This is a genomic window from Ichthyobacterium seriolicida, from assembly GCF_002369955.1.
In the GTDB taxonomy this organism is placed as follows: domain Bacteria; phylum Bacteroidota; class Bacteroidia; order Flavobacteriales; family Ichthyobacteriaceae; genus Ichthyobacterium; species Ichthyobacterium seriolicida.
Window position 1 is genome coordinate 818,906 of record NZ_AP014564.1, and the last position, 19,902, is coordinate 838,807.

A 19,902-nucleotide genomic window follows, 5' to 3' on the forward strand; every position below is an offset into this window, starting at 1 on the left:
AAACACAGTTAAATAATTACTACTATCTTAGCTAAGATATTTTGTTTTCTGTCTTTTGGGGTAGAGAGTAGGATGAGTCTTATTGCTAATACTTTGAATGCTATGGTATTTAGAGAATTGTTGTTTTTTTAACCAAATCATATTACTAAAATTATGTTTAAGAAAAATTATTTTGTAAAGAGTGTTATTTTCTCTTTCGTATTGTTATCGGTAATTATTTTCTCATGTGATAAAAAGAAAATTATAGAAGACGATTTAAATATATGTATAGAATCATTTTCCTTGCTGGATTCTGAAAATGAAGAAAAAAAATTAGGTTCTGATATAGACTGTGATATAGATGTTGAGAATTATACTATATCGTTAACAGTTCCTCATACAGCTGTTTTAGATGGATTAAAGTTTAATATAGTCCCATGTGAAGGGACTACTATATCCCCTGCTAGTGGTGAAGAAGTTAATTTTGAAGAAGTTGTAGAAGAATCTATTGAGGAAGAAGCTACTAATGAAGGGGTGGATGAGGAAACTATTAAAAAACCTTCTACTCAACGTTATAAAAAGATATTTACTTTAACAAAAGATGGTAAGTCTCAAAATTATACTGTTTATATAACTAAAGCTTTAGCTAGTGACTGTTCTATTAGTTCTTTTAAATTAGAGAAGACTAATAATGACGGTAAGATTTTTGCAGATAGAGTGGGTGATATTACTGAGTCTACTGATAATGAGCCTTCTACTATAACATTACACGTATCTGATGCAGCTACTTTAGATGGTTTAACCCCTACAATAGTTCATACAGGAACTAGTTTTAGTTCGGGAGAGCTTATTACTACTGAAACTGCTGATTCTGCTGGCACTAGAATTACTACAACTACAGTTAATTACACGGTAACCGCTGCAGATGGAAAAACAAAGGTTTATGTAGTAAAATATATCAAAGACTTATCCTCTAATAATAGAATTTCTGTATTCTCTTTCACAAAAGATACTAGCAATAATAGTAATACTGGTCTAAAATTAACTAGGTCTTCTACTGGGGCTAGAGCTAGTGATGTTACAATTAGTAGTGGTAATACTAATGCTGAAACAATATCAGTAAAAGTATCTACAGAAGCAGATATAACAAACTTAATTCCTACTATAACTAAGCATGAAAATGCTACTATAAGTCCAGATGTTGCAGCTCATGATTATGCGGATTCGAAAACTTATACCATTACAGCTGAAGATGGTCAAACAAAAGAGTATACAGTGTCTGTTACTAAGAACCTTTCTAATGCTAAAGAGATAAGTAGTTTTAAATTTGAGAATTCTCAAAATCCTGATAAGAACTTTGGTAGTAATGATTATCCATCAGGGACTATAACTTCTACTGGAGATAACGATGTTGCTGTAAGTGTTAAAATTCCAAATGCTGTTACACTAACAGGTCTAAAGCCTAGTATAGAATTTAGCGCTAATGCTTCGGTTAATCCAGGAAATGAAGCTCCTCAAAATTTCACTCGTGGTACAGCTGTAGATTATACTGTAACAGCACAAGATGGTACTACTAGAAGATATAATGTGACTATAGGTGAGTTAAGTGCAGCGGCAGATATTATTTCTTTTAAAATATTAACAAAAGATCATGCCTCTCTTAGTTCAAAGATTACAGCAGATATGACAATAAGTCCGACAAATAGTGGAAGTGATTATACAATAGTATTAGATGGGGAAGATCAGACTACTGTAAGTCTTAGTCCTGAAATAGTAGTGTCTCCAGGTGCCACAGTAGATCCAGCATCTAAAGCAGAAACTGAGTTTACTTATGGTACAGCTAAAACTTATACTGTAACGGCTGAAAATGGTACTACCAAAGCATATAGTGTAACTGTAAAGTCTTCGAATTCTAAGATGAAATCATTTAAGTTTAAAACTAGTGATGGAACTAATCAGAATACTGGAAAAATTGTTCAAGAGGTAGAAGGTACTATAAATGATAATACAGTAACAGTAAAGGTTCCGCATGATGCAGTACTTACTAATTTAACTCCTGAAGTATTAGGAAACAATGGCTCTACGGTTACATTTAAAACAGGAGGAGAAGCTAATACAGCGCAAGATTTTAGTAGTCAAAAAACTTATACAGTTACTGCTCAAGATGGAACTACAAGCGATTACAATGTAACTGTAACTCAAAATGCTGCTCCTCAGATAGAGACATTTAAGTTTACGACTGCTTCTAACAATAGTAAAAATCTTGGAGGAGATATTACAGGGACTATTACACATAATTCTGGAACTACTGCAGGGGAGATAATTGTTAAAGTTCCTCATGATGCAGATTTAAATGGATTAGTTCCAACTGTCACAACTAACAGTTCTGCTTTGGCTAATACTCAAGTATATAAAGGGGATTCTGGTACTGAAGTAGCTAACACTTCTACTGATTTTAGCAACTCTCATTCAACTCCTGTACAATATAGCGCAGTGGGGCCTGCTGGAGGAAGAAAGGTTTATAATGTTAAGGTTTATAAAGCTCCTGCTATAACGGAGTTTAAGTTTGAACAGAATAAGAATACAGGTAATACTGATTTTCCTGCTAATAAAACATATGTTGGTTCAGTTAATGAGACAGGTAAAACCATAACCATTACAGTTGCTAATACGGTTAATGTGGCGTCCTTAACTCCTACTATTACTGGCAGTAATCTTGGTTCTACATTTACTCCTACTGCTTTGAATTTTACCACTAGTGGTGCTTCTTCTTCTTATTCTGCAACTATTACAGTTCAGAATGAACATTTATCTAGTTTTACTAAAAACTATACAGTTAATTTAACTAAAGAAGCAGCGCCGCAATTGACAGAGTTTAAAATAACAGCTGATGAAAGTAAAGGGATTAAAGATGAGGTAAGTGCTGAATTTACCTATCCTAGTGATAGTAGTAATACTGGGATAATAAAGTTAAAGTTTGATCATAAAGTTGCTACTCATCACACTGATATTGATTTAACAAATTTAAGTTATACTAGTGTGCCTGATACTGGGCACACCTTAACTCCTACTTCTCCTTTAACAGACGGGCAAAGTATTCATAATCAAACATTCACTCTAACAAAAACTGATACAGGTTCTAAAAGTGTTTATACTGTAACAGCAGTTAAAGGTCCGTTTATTAAGTCGTTTAAGTTTGGAAAAGATACTAGTGGTAATACTGGTAAAAATCTAGGTGCTACTGATGTTGAGGGGGTAATTGATCATGCTAATAATACTATAAAGTTAGAATTACCTAAGGATGTGACGATGGATTCGAGTGGTGGTAATACAATAACTCTAACTCCTACAATTGAATTAGGAGGGGATGGTAGTCCTAGTGTTACTTCTCCTAGTGGGACTGAGCAAACTTTTACTTTGGATAGTGAAACTCAGTATACAGTAACAGGTGCAGATAATATGGAGAAGACTTATCAAGTTACTGTAACAAAAAAAACTAGTTAGGACTAATAGATATATTATTTTAACTTTAGTCTAAGAGCAGACAGCTGTTATTATGGCTGTCTATTTTTTTTTTCTGTATTTATTATTACTTAATAAACAAGCATAGTTAAATAATTACTACTATCTTAGCTAAGATATTTTGTTTTCTGTCTTTTGGGGTAGAGAGTAGGATAAGTCTTATTGCTAATACTTTGAATGCTATGGTATTTAGAGAATTGTTGTTTTTTTAACCAATCATATTACTAAAATTATGTTTAAGAAAAATTATTTTGTAAAGAGTATTATTTTCTCTTCTGTATTGTTGTCGGTAATTATTTTCTCCTGTGATAAAAAGAACATTATATAAGACGATTTAAATATATGTATAGAATCATTTTCCTTATTAGATTCTGAGAATACGGGGAAAAAATTAGAGTCTAATATAGATTGTCAGATAAATGCTCAAGAGCATACTATATCATTAACAGTTCCTCATACAGCTGTTTTAGATGGCTTAAAGTTTAATATAACCCCATGTGAAGGGATTACCATATCCCCTGCTAGTGGTGAAGAAGTTGATTTTGAAGAAGTTCAAGAATCTACTGAAGAAGTAGTTTCTGCTGAGGTTTCTGAGGAAGCTCCTAAAAAGTCTTCTTCTCAACGTTATAAAAAGGTGTTTACCTTAACAAAAGAAGGAAAATCACAAGAATATACTGTATATATAACTAAATCTTTAGCTAGTGATTGTTCTATTAGTTCTTTTAAATTAGAGAAGACTAATAATGAAGGTAAGATTTTTGCAGATAGAGAGGGTGTTATTAGTGAAACTGATGGAGTTAATACAATAACATTACACGTATCTGATGCTGCTATTTTAACTGAGCTAAATCCTACAATAGCTCATACTGGAGGAGCTAGTATTGCTTCAGGAGGGCTTACTACTGAGCCAAGTAATAATACGACTACAGTTAATTACACAGTAACCGCTGCAGATGGAGAGACAACAAAGGTTTATGCGGTAAAATATGTCAAAAGCTTATCTTCTGATAATAGAATTTCTGAGTTTAAGTTTAATAAAGATGATAGCAATAGTGTTAATACAGGTCTAAAATTAACTAGATCTTCTGCTGGGGCTAGACCTGGTGATGTTGTAATTAGTAATAATAACACTAATACTGAAACTATATCAGTAAAAGTATCTACAGAAGCAGATATAACAAACTTAATTCCTACTATAACTAAGCATGAAAGAGCCACTATAAGTCCAACTGAAGACGCTCATAATTATGCAACTCCTAAGACTTATACCATTACAGCTCAAGATGGTCAAACAAAAGAGTATACAGTGTCTGTTGCTAAAAGTTTGTCTAATACAAAAGAAATAACCTCTTTTAAATTTGAGAGTTCTGTAAATTCTAGTAAGGGATTTGGTGGTACGGATTATTCAGCGGGAACTATAATCACCCCTACAGGAGATGGGGATGTTAATGTGAGTGTTAAAATTCCAGCTAGTGTTACAAGTTTAGATGATCTAAAGCCTACTATAGTGACTAGTGATAGTAATGCTAAAGTAAATCCAGCAAATCAAATAGAGCAGAATTTTAACCGTGGTGATGAAAAAACATATGTGGTAACAGCTGAGGACGGCACTACTAGGAATTATAAAATAACTATTCCTACATTAGATGTAAAAGCGGATATCACTTCTTTTAGAATATTAAAAACAGATCATACTTCTATTACTCCAAGTATTACAGATATGACAATAACTCCTACAAATAATGGAAGTGATTATACAATAGTATTAGATGGAGAAGATAATTCTACTGTGAGTCTTAGTCCTGAAATAACATTATCTGCAGGCGCTACAGTAAATCCAGCATCTAAAGCGCCTACTACATTTACATATGGTACAGCTCAAACTTATACTGTAACAGCTGAGGATGGTACTGCCAAAGTATATAGTGTAACTGTAAAGTCTTCGAATTCTAAGATGAAATCTTTTGCCTTTAAAAATGGTGCTAATAGTGGTAAAAATATTGTTCAAGATATTGTAGTTAATAGTATATCTGGAAATACTATAACAGTAAAAGTTCCGTATAATACAGATGTTACTGCTTTGACCCCTGAAATACTGTTATATAACGGAGCTAGTATTACCAGCCCTTCAGGAGGAGCTACTACAGCGCAAAATTTTAGTAGTGGTGTAATATATACTATAACAGCTCAGGATGGAAAAAGCACTACTGAGTATACTGTAACTGTAACTCAAAATGCTGCTCCTCAGATAGAGACATTTAAGTTTATGACTGCTTCTAACAATAGTAAAAATCTTGGAAATGATATATCAGGAACTATCGATCATAGTTCTGGAACTATAACTGTTAAAGTTCCTCATGATGCCACCTTAACCGATTTAACTCCAACTGTTGCAGGTGCTTCTAACATTACAGTGTATAAAGGAGGAGCTAGTAGTACTGAGGCTAATACTTCTAATGATTTTACTAATTCTCTTACAGCAGATGTACAATATAGTGCAGTAGATGCTGCTGGGGGAAGAAAGGTATATAACGTGAAGGTTTATAAAGAGCCTGCTATAACAAGCTTTAAGTTTACTAAAACTGAAAATTCAGGAGCTAGTTTTCCTGATAAACCAACTGAATATACTACTTCATCTATTACTCAAGGTAATTTATTACAAAATGGAACAATAGCAATTACAGTTGCTAATACAGTTGATGTAACAAATTTAAAAGCTACTATCACAGGGAATAATACTAACGCTACTAATCCTGTAGATATAACTTTTACCTCTACTAGTGGTACTTCTAATTATTCTGCAACTATTGAAGTTACACATAATGATTTACCTGATTTTAGGAAACAGTATACTATAACTGTATCTAAAGAAGCAGCTCCACAATTAACAGGGTTTACAATAGCTGCTAGTGGTAGTAAAGGTATTCAAAATGATGTAAGTGCTGAATTTACGCATCCTAGTAATAGTGATGGAAAGGGTGGGAAGATGGTGTTAAAATTTCCAAAGAATAATGAACATGCTTTTGATTTAAAGGGATTAAGTTATACCATCGCTCCTGTTGATGGACACACTTTGACTCCTAATATTCCTTTAGAAGATTCAGAAAGTATTGACGGTAAAAAATTTACTTTAACTAAAGATGCTACGGGTTCTACCTCAGAATATACCGTAGAAGCAGTTAAGGGGCCTTATATTAGTAAGTTTGACTTTAAAACTGCTAATAATAGTGATAAAAATCTAGGTTCTGATGATGTTGTCGGAACAATTGATCATGCTGCTGGTACTATAACATTAGAAGTTCCTAAAGAAGTGTCGGAAAGCCCAATACAGCTAACTCCTACAATTGAGGTTGGAGGGGATAGTGTTACTACTTCTTCTCCTGATAGCGAAACTGCTCAGTCTTTTACTCCTAATGGTAGTACTACTGTTGATTATACAGTAACAGGTGCAGAGAGTATGACAAAAGTTTATAAGGTTACTGTAACTAAAGCTAGTTCATAATAATAGATAATTATTATTTCAATTTTAATCTAAGAGTAGACAGCTGTTATTATGGCTGTCTGTTTTTGTTTTTTTATGTAGTTACTAATACTTACCCCGTATTATTCATAGTTATACTTCAATTTAGGCATAAGGTGTTAATTTTAAGGGGCTTTACCCACAATCAACCACTTTAGATAAAGCCCAAAAATGAGGAATAAAAACACATTATTTATAATCCGAGTTAGATTAGCAATTACTTATAAGTACTGAACAGAAACGATAAATTTAACCTGAAAATTCATACGATTATGAATGATCCAGGTTAATAAACAAGCACAGTTAAATAATTACTACTATCTTAGCTAAGATATTCACTTCTCTCTATTTAGGGGAAGAATTAGAATGAAGTTTGTGGCTGATACTTTGATATTAAAAGCGATTGGCAAGGTGTAATTAATTATTTTTTTAAAAAAATGAAGAAAAATTATTTTGTAAAGAGTATTATTTTCTCTTTTGTATTGTTGTCGGTAATTATTTTCTCCTGTGATAAAAAGAACATTATAGAAGACGATTTAAATATATGTATAGAATCATTTTCCCTTCTTGATTCTGAGAATGCGGGGAAAAAATTAGAGTCTAATATAGACTGTCAGATAAATGCTCAAGAGCATACTATATCATTAACAGTTCCTCATACAGCTGTTTTAGATGGTTTAAAGTTTAATATAACCCCATGTGAAGGGACTACCATATACCCTGCTAGTGGTGAGGCAGTTGATTTTGAAGCCGTTGTAGAAGAAGCTACTACTGAGGATGTTTCTGAAGGGTCTGCCGAGGAAACTAGTAAAAAGCCTTCTACTCAACGTTATAAAAAGGTGTTTACTGTAACAAAAGGTGATAAGTCTCAAGATTATACTGTTTATATAACTAAGGCTTTAGCTAGTTATTGTTCTATTAGTTCTTTTGAATTAAAGAAGACTGAGAATGATGGTAAGATTTTTGCAGATAGAGAGGGTGTTATTAGTGAAACGGATAATACTATAACATTAAATGTATCTGATGCAGCTATTTTAGATGAGATAAAGCCTACTATAGCTCATACAGGAGCTAGTATTACTTCAGGAGAACTAGTTTCTACTACTGAAAACAGTATTACCACAACGACAGTAAATTATACAGTAACTGCTGCAGATGAAAAAACAACAAAGGTTTATAAAGTAAGCTATATCAAAGACTTATCTTCAAACAATAAGATTTCTGTATTCTCATTTACAAAAGACACCACCAATAATACTGGTTTAAAATTAACTAGGTCTTCTGCTGGGGCCAGAACAGCTGATGTTACAATTACTAATAATACTGATAGCGCTGCTGGAACTATAGCAGTAAAGGTATCAAATGCAGCAGATGTAACAGCTTTAACTCCTACTATAACTAAGCATGCTAGTGCTACTATAAGTCCAGAAATTGCAGCTCATAATTATGCGGATACGAAAACTTATACCATTACAGCTGAAGATGGTCAAACAAGAGAGTATACAGTGTCTGTTTCTAAGACATTATCTAATGATAAGGGTATAACTTCTTTTACATTGAGGGATTCTGAAAATTCTAGTAAGAGCTTTGGTGGTACGGATTATTCAGCAGCCAGTATGCCTGTTACTACTGGAGATAGCGATGTAACTGTAAATATTGCAAAAATGCCACATACTGTTATACTAACAGATATAAAACCTACTATAGAGCTTAGTGTTAGTGCTACAGTAAGTCCAGCGAGTGAAGAGGCTCAGAATTTTGTTCGTGGTACAGCAGTAGTATATACTGTAACAGCTCAGGATGGTACTACTAGAAGATATAATGTGATTATAGGTGCATTAAGTAATGTAGCAGAGATTACTTCGTTTAAAATTAAACAGGAAGACAATACAGATAGCTCCAAGGTAAGATTAACTTCAGGAACTGAGGTTTCAGGAATTATATCAAGTAACGGGAGTATTCATAAAATAGATATCTCATTAGATGGAGAAGGTGACACTAGTGTGAATCTAAAACCTGAAATAACATTATCTCCAGGAGCTACGGTAAGCCCAGCATCTAAAGCAGAAACTGAGTTTACTTATGGTACAGCTGTAGTATATACCGTAACAGCTGAGGATGGTCAAACTACCAAACAATATAGTGTAACTGTAGAGTCTTCTAATTCTAAGATGAAATCATTTAAGTTTAAGCAAAGTGATAATAGTGGGAAAAAAATTGTTCAGGATGTAGAAGGCGCTATAGATCATAGCGCTAAAACAGTAACAGTAAAAGTTCCGTATAATACAGATGTTACTGCTTTGATCCCTGAAATGGTATTATATAACAGGGCTAGTGTTAGTCCAGTAGCTACTACTACAGAGCAGAATTTTGGCAGTGGTGTAAAATATATTGTAACAGCTCAGGATGGGAAAAATAAAACTGAGTATACTGTAAATGTAACTAAAGAAGCAGAGCCTAAGATAACTGATTTTACATTTAGTGATACTTCTAAAAACCTTGGAACTCCTGTAGTTGAAATTAAGAATGGTGATCAAGGTAGTGCAGGAGAAATAATCGTTAAAGTTCCTCATAATGCAGATTTAACTGGATTAACTCCAACTGTTACAACTTCTTCTGGAGCTACAGTGTATAAGGGGACTGGTACTGAAGCAGCTAATACCCCTAATAACTTCGATAATTCTCACAGTACTCCTAAAGAATACAGCGTAGTAGATTCTGCTGGAGGGAGAAAGGTTTATAATGTGAGGGTTTATAAAGAGCCTGCTATAACGGAGTTTAAGTTTGAGAAGAGTCAGAATAATTCAGATGGCGGTTTCCCTGATGGGAAGACGTATACTGCTGAGTCTTCCGCTATTATTCAAGGTAATTTATTACAAAATGGAACAATAGCAATTACAGTTGCTAATACAGTTAACGTAACAAATTTAAAAGCTTCTATTACTGGGGATAATATTAGCGCTTCACCTACCACTATAGATATAGCTTTTGGTTCTTCCCCTACTAGTGGTTCTACTTATTCTAAAACTATTAAAGTTGCGAATAAGGATTTAACTTCATTTGAAAAAGAGTACACTGTAACTTTAACTAAAGAAGCAGCACCAGTTTTATCAAGTTTTAAAATAACAGCTGCTGAAAGTAAAGGTATTGCAGCTGAGGTAATTGGTGAAATAACTCAGCCTGTTAGTGGTAATAATACTGGGACAATAAAGTTGAAGTTTGAGCATAAAGTTGCTAACCATAGCAATGAAATTGATTTAACAGGATTGACACCTACTATCGAGCCTAATAACAATGGATATACTGTAAGTCCAACTAGTGGTCAAGAGATATCAGGAGATATTAGTACTAGGGGTAATAAAATTACTCTAACAACTACTCTAGGTTCTACCTCAGAATATACTGTAACAGCAGTTAAAGGGCCTTTTATTAGCAGTTTTAAGTTTGGAAAAGATACTAGCGGTAATACTGGTAAAAATCTAGGTGCTACTGATGTTGAGGGGGTAATTGATCATGCTAATAATACTATAAAGTTAGAATTACCTAAGGATGTGACGATGGATACAGGTGCTAGTCCTAATACAGTAACTTTAACTCCTACAATTGAGGTTGGAGGGGATAATTGTACTGCTGGTACTTCTAATGCTATTACTAGCGGGAATGAATATTCTTTTACTCCTGACGGAAATACTTCTGTTACTTATACAGTAAAAAATTCTACTGATACATCTTTTACTAAAAGATATACTGTAACTGTAACTAAAGCTAGTTAGATAATTATTTCACTCTTAATCTAGGAACAGACAGTCAATTATACGGCTGTCTGTTTTTGTTTATATAAAAAAACACTATTCAAATAATTACTATTATCTTAGCTAAGATATTCACTTCTCTCTATTTAGGGGAAGAATTAAAATGAAGTTTGTGGCTGATACTTTGATATTCAAAGCTATTGGCAAGTTGTAATTAATTATTTTTTAAAAAAAATGAAGAAAAATTATTTTGTAAAGAGTATTATTTTCTCTTTTGTATTGTTGTCGGTAATTATTTTCTCCTGTGATAAAAAGAATATTATAGAAGACGATTTAAATGTATGTATAAAATCATTTGAATTACTAAATTCCGAAAATGAGGGAAAAAATTTAGGTTCTAATATAGACTGTGAGATAGATGCTGAGAATTATACTATATCGTTAACAGTTCCTCATACAGCTGTTTTAGATGGCTTAAAGTTCAATATAACCCCATGTGAAGGGACTACCATATCTCCTGCTAGTGGTGAAGAAATTAATTTTGAAGAAGTTGTAGAAGAATCTATTGAAGAACAAGCTACTACTGAAGGGGCGGATGAGAAAACTACCAAAAAGCCTTCTCCTCAACGTTATAAAAAGGTCTTTACTGTAACAAAAGATGGCAAGTCTCAAGATTACACTGTTTATATAACTAAAGCTTTAGCTAGTGATTGTTCTATTAGTTCTTTTAAATTAGAGAAGTCTAAAAATGAAACTAAGATTTTTGGAGATAGAGAGGGGCAAATTACTGAAGCCGATGAAGCTAATACTATAACATTACATATATCTGATGCTGCTACTTTAGACGAAGCGTTAAACCCTACAATAATTCATACAGGGGCTAGTATTTCTTCGGGAGAACTAATTTCTACTACTGCTGACTCTGCTGGCACTAGCATTACTACAACTACAGTTAATTACACATTAACTGCTGCAGATGGAAAAACAACAAAGGTTTATGTAGTAAAGTATATCAAAGATTTATCTTCTAATAATATAATTTCTGTATTCTCTTTCACAAAAGATACTAGCAATAATAGTAATACTGGTCTAAAATTAACTAGATCTTCTACTGTTGTAGAAAGTAGAGCGGCTAATATTACAATTAGTGATGATGACGGAACTATAAAGGTAAAAGCATCTACTGCAGCAACTATAACAGCTTTAATTCCTACTATAACTAAGCATGAAAGAGCTACTATAAGTCCAGAAATTGCGCCCCATGATTATAATACTAATAATAACAAAGTTTATACTGTAACAGCTGAAGATGGTCAAACAAAAGAGTATACAGTATCTGTTACTAAGAACCTTTCTAATGATAAGAGTATGACTTCTTTTACATTTAAACATTCTGTAAATACTGATAAGGGCTTTGGTAGTACTGATTATTCAGCGGGAACTATAACCACCCCTACAGGAGATGAAGACGTAACTGTAACTATTGCAAAAATTCCAGTTAGTATTACAGATTTAAATGGTTTAAAACCTACTATAGATATTAGTGCTGGTGCCATAGTAAGTCCAGCTAGTTTAGCCCCTCAAAATTTCACTCGTGGTACAGCTGTAGATTATACTGTAACAGCTCAAGATGGTACTACTAGAAAGTATAAAGTAACCATAGGTGAGTTAAGTGCAGCGACAGATATTACTTCTTTTACAATTAAACAGGCAGATCATACTTCTCTTAGTTCAAAGATTACAGCAGATATGACAATAAGTCCGACAAATAGTGGAAGTGATTATACAATAGTATTAGATGGGGAAGATCAGACTACTGTAAGTCTTAGTCCTGAAATAGTAGTGTCTCCAGGTGCCACAGTAGATCCAGCATCTAAAGTAGAAACTGAGTTTACTTATGGTACAGCTAAAACTTATACTGTAACGGCTGAAAATGGTACTACCAAAGCATATAGTGTAATTGTAAAATCTTCGAATTCTAAGATGAAGTCCTTTAAGTTTAAAACTGATACTGGTAAAAAAATTGTTCAGGATGTAGAAGGTGTTATACGTGATAATACTATAACAGTAAAGGTTCCACATGATGCAGTTGTCACGGCTTTAACTCCTGAAGTATTAGGCAATAACGGCTCTAAGGTTACTATAAAAGGACAAGAAACAGATGCTAATACAGAACAAAATTTTAGTAGTTCAAAAACTTATACTGTAACAGCTCAGGATGGAACTACAAGCGATTACACTGTAACTGTAACTCCAAACGCTGAACCTCAGATACAGAATTTTATATTTGCTATTGCTTCTCCTAATAATAATAAAAATCTTGGGAATAATCCTATTACAGGGACTATTACGCATAATTCTGGAGACACGCCGGGAGAGATAATTGTTAAAGTTCCTCATGATGCAGAGATTGGTGAGTTAACTCCGACTGTTACAACTTCTTCTGGAGCTACAGTGTATAAGGGGACTGCTACTGAAGCAGCTAATACCCCTAATAATTTCGATAATTCTCATAGTACTCCTAAAGAATACAGCGTAGTAGATTCTGCTGGAGGAAGGAAAGTTTATGAAGTGAAGGTTTATAAAGAGCCTGCTATAACGGAGTTTAAGTTTGAAAAGAATAAGAATACAGATGCTGGGTTTCCTACTAATCCAACTTACTATACCGCTTCGGCTATTACTCAAGGTACTTTATCAACAAATGGAACAATAGCAATTACAGTTGCTAATACAGTTGATGTAACAAAATTATTAAAAGCTTCTATTTCTGGAAATAATATTAACTCTTCAACTACCATTATAGATATAACTTTTGATTCTCCTCCCTCTAGTGGTTCTACTTATTCTAAAACTATTACAGTTCAGAATGAACATTTATCTGATTTTACTAAAACCTATACAGTTAATTTAACTAAAGAAGCAGCGCCACAATTGACAAGCTTTAAAATAGGGGCTAAGCCTGAAAAAGGCATTGCAGCTGAGGTAGATGCTGCATTAACTCATCCTACTGATGGTGGCAATACTGGAACAATAAAATTAAAGTTTCCTTATAATGTTGCTAACCATAGCACTGATATTGTTTTAACAGGATTAACACCTACTATCGAGCCTAATAACAATGGATATACTGTAAGTCCAACTAGTGGTCAAGAGATATCTGGAGATATTAGTAGTGAAAGCCATAAAACATTTACTCTAACAACTGCTTTAGGTTCTACTTCAAAGTACACTGTAACAGCAGTTAAAGGGCCATATATTAGTAGTTTTAAGTTTGCTGTTGCTGATAGCAGTAGTGGAACTAATACGGGTATAACTACTGAAGTTGTCGGAACAATTAACCATGAGGATAATACTATAAAATTAGTAGTTCCTAAAGAGGTGTCGGAAAGCCCAATACAGCTAACTCCTACAATTGAGGTTGGAGGGGATAGTGCTACTGTTGATCCCACTAGTGGAACTTCTAAGGAGTTTACTGTTGACGAGAGTACTACTGTTGATTATACAGTAACAGGTGCAGAGAGTATGACAAAAGTTTATAAGGTTACTGTAACTAAAGCTAGTTCATAATAATATATAATTATTATTCAACTTTAATCTAAAACTGAAAAGAAGAAGCCGTCTCATTGATGAGATGAGGCGGCTTTTTAATTTTTAGTATTTATAGCCCTACATTTTATTTTTAAAAGGAAGGGCCTTTTTATGACACCTTTTTTAGAAGATTGTGTTCCAAAGCATATAATCTAAATTCTAATTCTGCTTTTTTCATTTTGTGTTTAAACTTCTTGAAATTTAGGTTTAATTTGATATGTCTGAAGACAGGTTCTACATCAGTTTTTTTTTACGTTTATTTTGCCTTTCATTACTGTTGAGTCTATTACGCATTATATTCTTGTGTCTTTAAAAATGGTCTTGAGTTTTTTACTACGGAAACTTTGAGCATCATCTGTTCAATCATGCCATTGACAACTCGCACAGGATGATCTGCAGGAATCAATTCTTCGATACTAGGTGGAAAAAGCCAATTTTGTTGTTGCTTGTAGTCCCTGAAATTTGCATTCATACTATTTGATTATAAATCAGTTAGTGAGATAAACCAACAGGTAAAAAACTACACTTTCAAACAAAAAAAAGCTGCTTCGGTTTTGAGGCAGCTTCTTCTTTTCTTGTGATAGACTGATTCTGTGTCGTTGTAAAACGAAATGAGAAGTTCTAAAATCCTAAATCTCAGGCAGATTTAAGCATATCTATGTCTGAATTAATTTTTTTTTCGGCATAAGATTTAGTTATGTTCAAGCTTTTATTTTTCTTCTTTTCAGAAGGCATATCAAACATCGCATCGATTAATATCCTTTCAAATATGGTTCTCAAACCCCTAGCTCCCAGCTTGTATTCTAAAGCTTTACCCACTATATAATCTATGGCATCTGGAGTTATTTTTAAATCTATTTCATCCATTTCAAATAGTTTTTTATACTGCTTTAAAATAGAGTTTTTCGGCTGGGTGATAATGAGTTTTAAAGCTTCCATATCCAAGGGATTAAGGCTTGTGAGTACAGGCATACGCCCTACTAGTTCCGGTATGAGTCCAAAAGATTTTAAATCTTGGTGAGACACATAATTCATTATATTTTGTTTGTCTATACTCTTTTTATCAGCAGTATTATTACTATATCCTATGGAAGACATATTCAATCTTTTGGAGATAGTTCTGTCTATGCCATCAAAAGCGCCACCTAATAGGAATAATATATTAGAAGTATCTATTTGTACAAATTTTTGATTTGGATGTTTCCTTCCTCCCTCTGGAGCAACGTTTACTTTAGAGCCTTCCAAGAGTTTTAATAATGCTTGTTGAACTCCTTCTCCAGATACATCTCTAGTTATAGATGGATTATCTCTCTTTCTTGCTATTTTGTCTATCTCATCTATGAATATGATCCCTTTTTCTGTCTTTTCTATATTGTAATTGGAAGATTGATATAGTTTAGATAATATGCTTTCCACGTCTTCACCTACATATCCAGCTTCGGTCAATACAGTAGCGTCGACAATCGCAAAGGGAAGATCTAATAATTTTGCTATAGTGCTAGCTATAAGTGTTTTTCCAGTGCCTGTCTCACCGACCATAATGACATTAGACTTCTGTATTTCAATGCTGTCTTCATCTGATTTTTGATTAATTCTCTTATAGTGATTATAAACAGCTACAGATATAGTTTTTTTAGCATTATCTTGTCCGATTACGTATTCATCTAGAAAATCTTTTATTTCTTTCGGCTTAGGAATTTTCAGGTCTTTAATTTCTTCAGACACTGAAGTTTGATCATTTTCATCTTCATTTATGGTATTGTGTATAATATTATGAGCTTGCTGTACACATTCATTGCAGATATGACCTTCTAGACTAGTTATGAGTATTTCTACTTCTTCTTGTTTTTTTCCACAAAAAGAACAGTATGTATTTTCTTTATCTGTTGACATTTTTAATCAGTTCTTTTTTTTAGAATTTCATCTATCATTCCGTATTCTTTTGCTTGGGTGGATGTCATCCAATAGTCTCTATCACTATCTTTAGATACTTCTTTTTGTTTTTTTCCCGAGTGTTTTGAAATAATAGAATACAGCTCTTCTTTTAATTTTTGAATTTCATTAGCAGTAATTTGAATATCAGAGGCTTGGCCTTGAATTCCGCCAATGGGTTGATGAATCATAACACGAGAGTGTTTCAATGCAAATCTTTTTTTTGCTTGTCCCGAACATAGGATCACAGCGGCCATAGAAGCGGCCATGCCAGTACATATAGTAGCTATATCAGGTTTTACTATTTGCATAGTGTCATAAATTCCTAATCCAGAATAAATACTTCCCCCAGGGGAATTGATATATATCTGTATGTCTTTGCCAGAATCTATAGATTCTAAAAAAAGTAACTGCCCTTGTATTATATTAGATACGTGATCGTTTATAGTCGTTCCCAAGAATATAATTCGGTCCATCATCAGTCGTGAAAAGACATCCATAGAAGCTATGTTCATGGGTCTTTCCTCTATAATTGTAGGGGATATATAGCTAGAATAAATAGAGCTATACTGATCTAATTTCATGCTAGAAATACCTAGGTGTTTTGTAGCATATTTTCTGAATTCGTCGTTGTTCATAAATTTTTATAGTAACGGAGAGATATACCTATTTTTACTTTTTCACCTTTTCTACAAAGTCTTTGTATTCTAAACTACTCTCTTTGAATTTTAAGTTTTCATTGAAACTGGTTAATAATTTTTCGTTAAAAATTTTAATAGAAACAGAATTTACTTTTTCTTGATCTTCCATAATTCTTTTTATCATGTTTTCTATCATATCTTGATTATTTTGATCATCTGCAAGATCGCCTCCCATAATTTTTAGTATATTATCTTTAAAGTGATCTTTTACTTCATTTATAGAGACATTTATATCGTATTTTTTTGCTATAGCATCAAATATCAGATTATTTTTTATACTAATTTTTTCTCGTTCATAAAGAGACAACATTTCTTCTTCGGTTAAATCATCTGAAGTGTTTGATTTTAATGACCTTATCAAAAAGTCTTTTGGTAGGGATATTTTAGTGCTTTCAGTTATGTATTCTATCACTTGATTAAATAAGTATATATCACTAGTAGTCTTGTAGTAATTTTCAAATTCTTCAATGACTTTGTTTTTAAGGCCTTCTATGTCAGAGACTGATTTATCTGGATAGATTTTTTCTAGTAAATCTTTATCAATTTCAGCAGGTTGATGTATTAACAGCTCTTTTATTTCTAGGCTTATAGTCGAAATATCGTCTATTATATCGTCTATTTCTTCATTTTTTTTATTTAGTGCTATTGCGAGATGGTTTTCGTTTTTGAAGAGGTTTTCTGTTTCTAAGTGTATGAGGGCTCCTACTTTTGCACCTTCAAAATCTTTTATTCTTTTTTCAATTAGATTGCTCATAAAAATAGTAGACTCCACAGAATGATTTTTATCAGTATTCCACGAGATGATCCCCTTTACTATTGTTTTGTTATTTATCTCTTTTGTGGGTTGGCCTTTGCCGTACATCAAAGCGATTTCTTCGATTCGTTTATCTATATCTTCCTCTGAGACTTTTATTTTGTAATTAGTTATTTTTCCATCTTTTGGCATGACCAATTCAAACCCTGGAACAGAGGCTATTTCAAATCTAAAATCTAGTATATCACTATCCCAGTTGATATTATCTTCTAATAGAATAGGATTACCTAAAACGTCAATGTTGTTTTCTTTTATGTATTTGTCTAGTTCTACACTCAGTATTTTATTTACCTCTTCTATCAGGGCGTGTTTGCCGTATTTTTTCTCAATAATATTAATAGGCAGATGTCCTTTTCTGAAACCTGGAACATTAGATTGTCTCCTATAGCTTTGCAACACTTTAGATACAGCCTCTTGGTAATCTTCTTTGTAAAGAGTCATACTTATGGTAGACGTTGAATTTTTAATGTCGTTTTCTACAGATATATTCATGATTATTTTTTAATAGGAAATATTTTTTTTCTTTAAAATAAAAGGGTATAGGCTGGCAAAGTTAGTGCTTTTAGAGGTAAAAAAATCATCGTTTTTTTATAAAAAAGGAATGCCTCAATCATTTAAAAATGACTCGTATAAATCTAGGATTGATGTTTTTAACCTGAGTTTGATTAATAAAAATACTTTAAAGAAGTAAAATTATTTAGGTTTAAGGCTGATAGTGGGTGGGTGAGTACTTGCATGCTCATGAGGTTATTTTATTAGAAATTTGATTTTTTTTTGCAAAAAAAAAGGTTCAAGACAACTTAAGGTAAATTTACATGCGTGTAAACCCTTATGTTATCTATGAAAAACAAGTATATAATTCGTTCAAGAATTTCTGAGGCAAAATTCAGGTCTATTTTACGGTTATTTTGCCTAAATATTGAAGCGAAAAAAGTTAGTAAATTGACTAATGTAAGTCGTTATACTATCAACAAAATTTTTGACAAATTACGTTTGTTAATTGTTCAAAAATGCGAAGAAGAAAGTCCCTTTAATCAAGGGGAAATAGAATTAGATGAGAGTTATTTTGGAGCTAAACGAGTTAGGGGAAAAAGGGGACGAGGATCAGGAGGAAAAGTTCCAGTATTTGGTATGTTAAAAAGAGAGGGTAAAGTTTATACACAAATTGTAAAAAACTGCTCATCATCAGTAATAATGCCTATTATAGAGAGCAGAGCAAGTAAAGAAAGTACAATTTATACTGATGGATTTAAGTCTTATGACGGCTTGGTAAACTATGGTTATAAGAGGCATTATAGAGTAAAACATAGTGAAAATGAATTTGCTAAAGGAGTAAATCACATTAACCCAGATTATTCATAGTTACCCTTTAAATATTGCGCATAAAGTGTTAATTTTAAGGCATTAAAGTCCAAAGAAACATACTTTAATATAGCCCAAAAATGAGGAATAAAAACACATTATTTTATAGAGGGAAAACTTCTGTTGAGTTAACTTTTTCATCATCAGAAATTAGCTCTGATGGATCTTTAATCATGCTTGAAAAACTAGAAAGAGATCATAGATTGATTCATTATTACAGTAAACTTTTGCCTGATACTCGAGACTCTAGATTTATTACTTATACCAGAAAGCAACAGTTAAAACAAAGGGTTTATATGATCATGTTAGGCTATGAAGACGCCAATGATGTTAATCATTTACATAACGATCCTTTATTCAAAGATGTTCTTCAAGGTGATTTGGCTTCTCAACCTACTATATCAAGATTTGAGAATAGCTTTGACAAACAAGCTGTTTTTTAAGTTTTGTGATGCGTGGTTATACAAATATGTTTCAAGTTTATCTGATCGTAAGAGAATAGTTATTGACGTAGATTCAACTGATGATCCAACTCATGGCAGTCAACAATTGTCAATGTTTAACGGTTATTATAGTCAATTCATGTACAATGAACTATTTTTTCATGATGGAAAAACAGGACAGATTATCCTTCCTGTACTCCGCCCAGGAAATAGTCATTCTAATAAATGGTATGTGAGTATTTTAAAGCGAATAATTATCAAAATACGTGAGAGTCACCCAGAGATGGAA

The 19,902-nt window shown here is 32.8% G+C and carries 10 protein-coding genes and 1 pseudogene (1 of these 11 running past the window's edge); 7 read left to right on the forward strand and 4 right to left on the reverse strand.

Going from position 1 to position 19,902, the window contains the following annotated elements; translation table 11 throughout:
- The first annotated feature begins 153 nt into the window (after positions 1 to 153).
- From JBKA6_RS03150 to JBKA6_RS03165, 4 genes are all read left to right on the forward strand, one after another.
- Positions 154 to 3,483: a hypothetical protein gene (locus JBKA6_RS03150; RefSeq protein WP_096685792.1), complete on the forward strand. Its 3,330-nt coding sequence runs from the start codon at positions 154 to 156 to the stop codon at positions 3,481 to 3,483.
- A 652-nt stretch (positions 3,484 to 4,135) separates the two neighbouring features.
- Complete coding sequence (locus tag JBKA6_RS03155; protein WP_096685795.1) at positions 4,136 to 7,003, forward strand: DUF5018 domain-containing protein; 2,868 nt, start codon at positions 4,136 to 4,138, stop codon at positions 7,001 to 7,003.
- A gap of 455 nt (positions 7,004 to 7,458) precedes the next feature.
- Entirely contained in the window at positions 7,459 to 10,794 is a 3,336-nt protein-coding gene (locus JBKA6_RS03160) for a DUF5018 domain-containing protein (RefSeq protein ID WP_096685797.1), read from the forward strand.
- A gap of 213 nt (positions 10,795 to 11,007) precedes the next feature.
- A complete protein-coding gene (locus tag JBKA6_RS03165; protein ID WP_096685799.1) occupies positions 11,008 to 14,340 on the forward strand; it encodes a DUF5018 domain-containing protein in 3,333 nt (1,110 codons plus the stop codon).
- 307 nt (positions 14,341 to 14,647) lie between these two features.
- On the opposite strand, the gene JBKA6_RS03170 is transcribed toward JBKA6_RS03165, so the two are convergent.
- The 4 genes from JBKA6_RS03170 to JBKA6_RS03185 form a co-directional block, all read right to left on the reverse strand.
- Positions 14,648 to 14,833, reverse strand: a complete 186-nt coding sequence (locus JBKA6_RS03170; protein ID WP_096685801.1) for a hypothetical protein — start codon at positions 14,831 to 14,833, stop codon at positions 14,648 to 14,650.
- A gap of 164 nt (positions 14,834 to 14,997) precedes the next feature.
- A complete protein-coding gene (clpX, locus tag JBKA6_RS03175; RefSeq protein ID WP_096685803.1) occupies positions 14,998 to 16,254 on the reverse strand; it encodes an ATP-dependent Clp protease ATP-binding subunit ClpX in 1,257 nt (418 codons plus the stop codon).
- Between the two features lie 2 nt (positions 16,255 to 16,256).
- Positions 16,257 to 16,931 (reverse strand): ATP-dependent Clp endopeptidase proteolytic subunit ClpP, encoded by a 675-nt coding sequence (gene clpP / locus JBKA6_RS03180; RefSeq protein WP_096685805.1) that lies wholly within the window; start codon positions 16,929 to 16,931, stop codon positions 16,257 to 16,259.
- A 34-nt stretch (positions 16,932 to 16,965) separates the two neighbouring features.
- Positions 16,966 to 18,300, reverse strand: coding sequence for a trigger factor (locus tag JBKA6_RS03185; protein WP_096685807.1), 1,335 nt, complete (start codon positions 18,298 to 18,300; stop codon positions 16,966 to 16,968).
- A gap of 339 nt (positions 18,301 to 18,639) precedes the next feature.
- Here JBKA6_RS03185 and JBKA6_RS03190 point away from each other — a divergent pair.
- The 3 genes and pseudogenes from JBKA6_RS03190 to JBKA6_RS03200 form a co-directional block, all read left to right on the forward strand.
- Positions 18,640 to 19,155: pseudogene (locus JBKA6_RS03190) on the forward strand (IS1595-like element ISIse1 family transposase); the annotation flags it as partial.
- A gap of 95 nt (positions 19,156 to 19,250) precedes the next feature.
- Entirely contained in the window at positions 19,251 to 19,613 is a 363-nt protein-coding gene (locus JBKA6_RS07915) for a transposase (RefSeq protein WP_096685809.1), read from the forward strand.
- Positions 19,534 to 19,902, forward strand: the beginning of a protein-coding gene (locus tag JBKA6_RS03200; RefSeq protein ID WP_157776906.1) for an IS1380 family transposase. Its footprint extends 648 nt past the window's final position; the window shows 369 of its 1,017 coding nt (coding positions 1-369); it begins with the start codon at positions 19,534 to 19,536; its stop codon lies beyond the right edge, outside the window. Before JBKA6_RS07915 ends, JBKA6_RS03200 begins: the two co-directional genes overlap by 80 nt.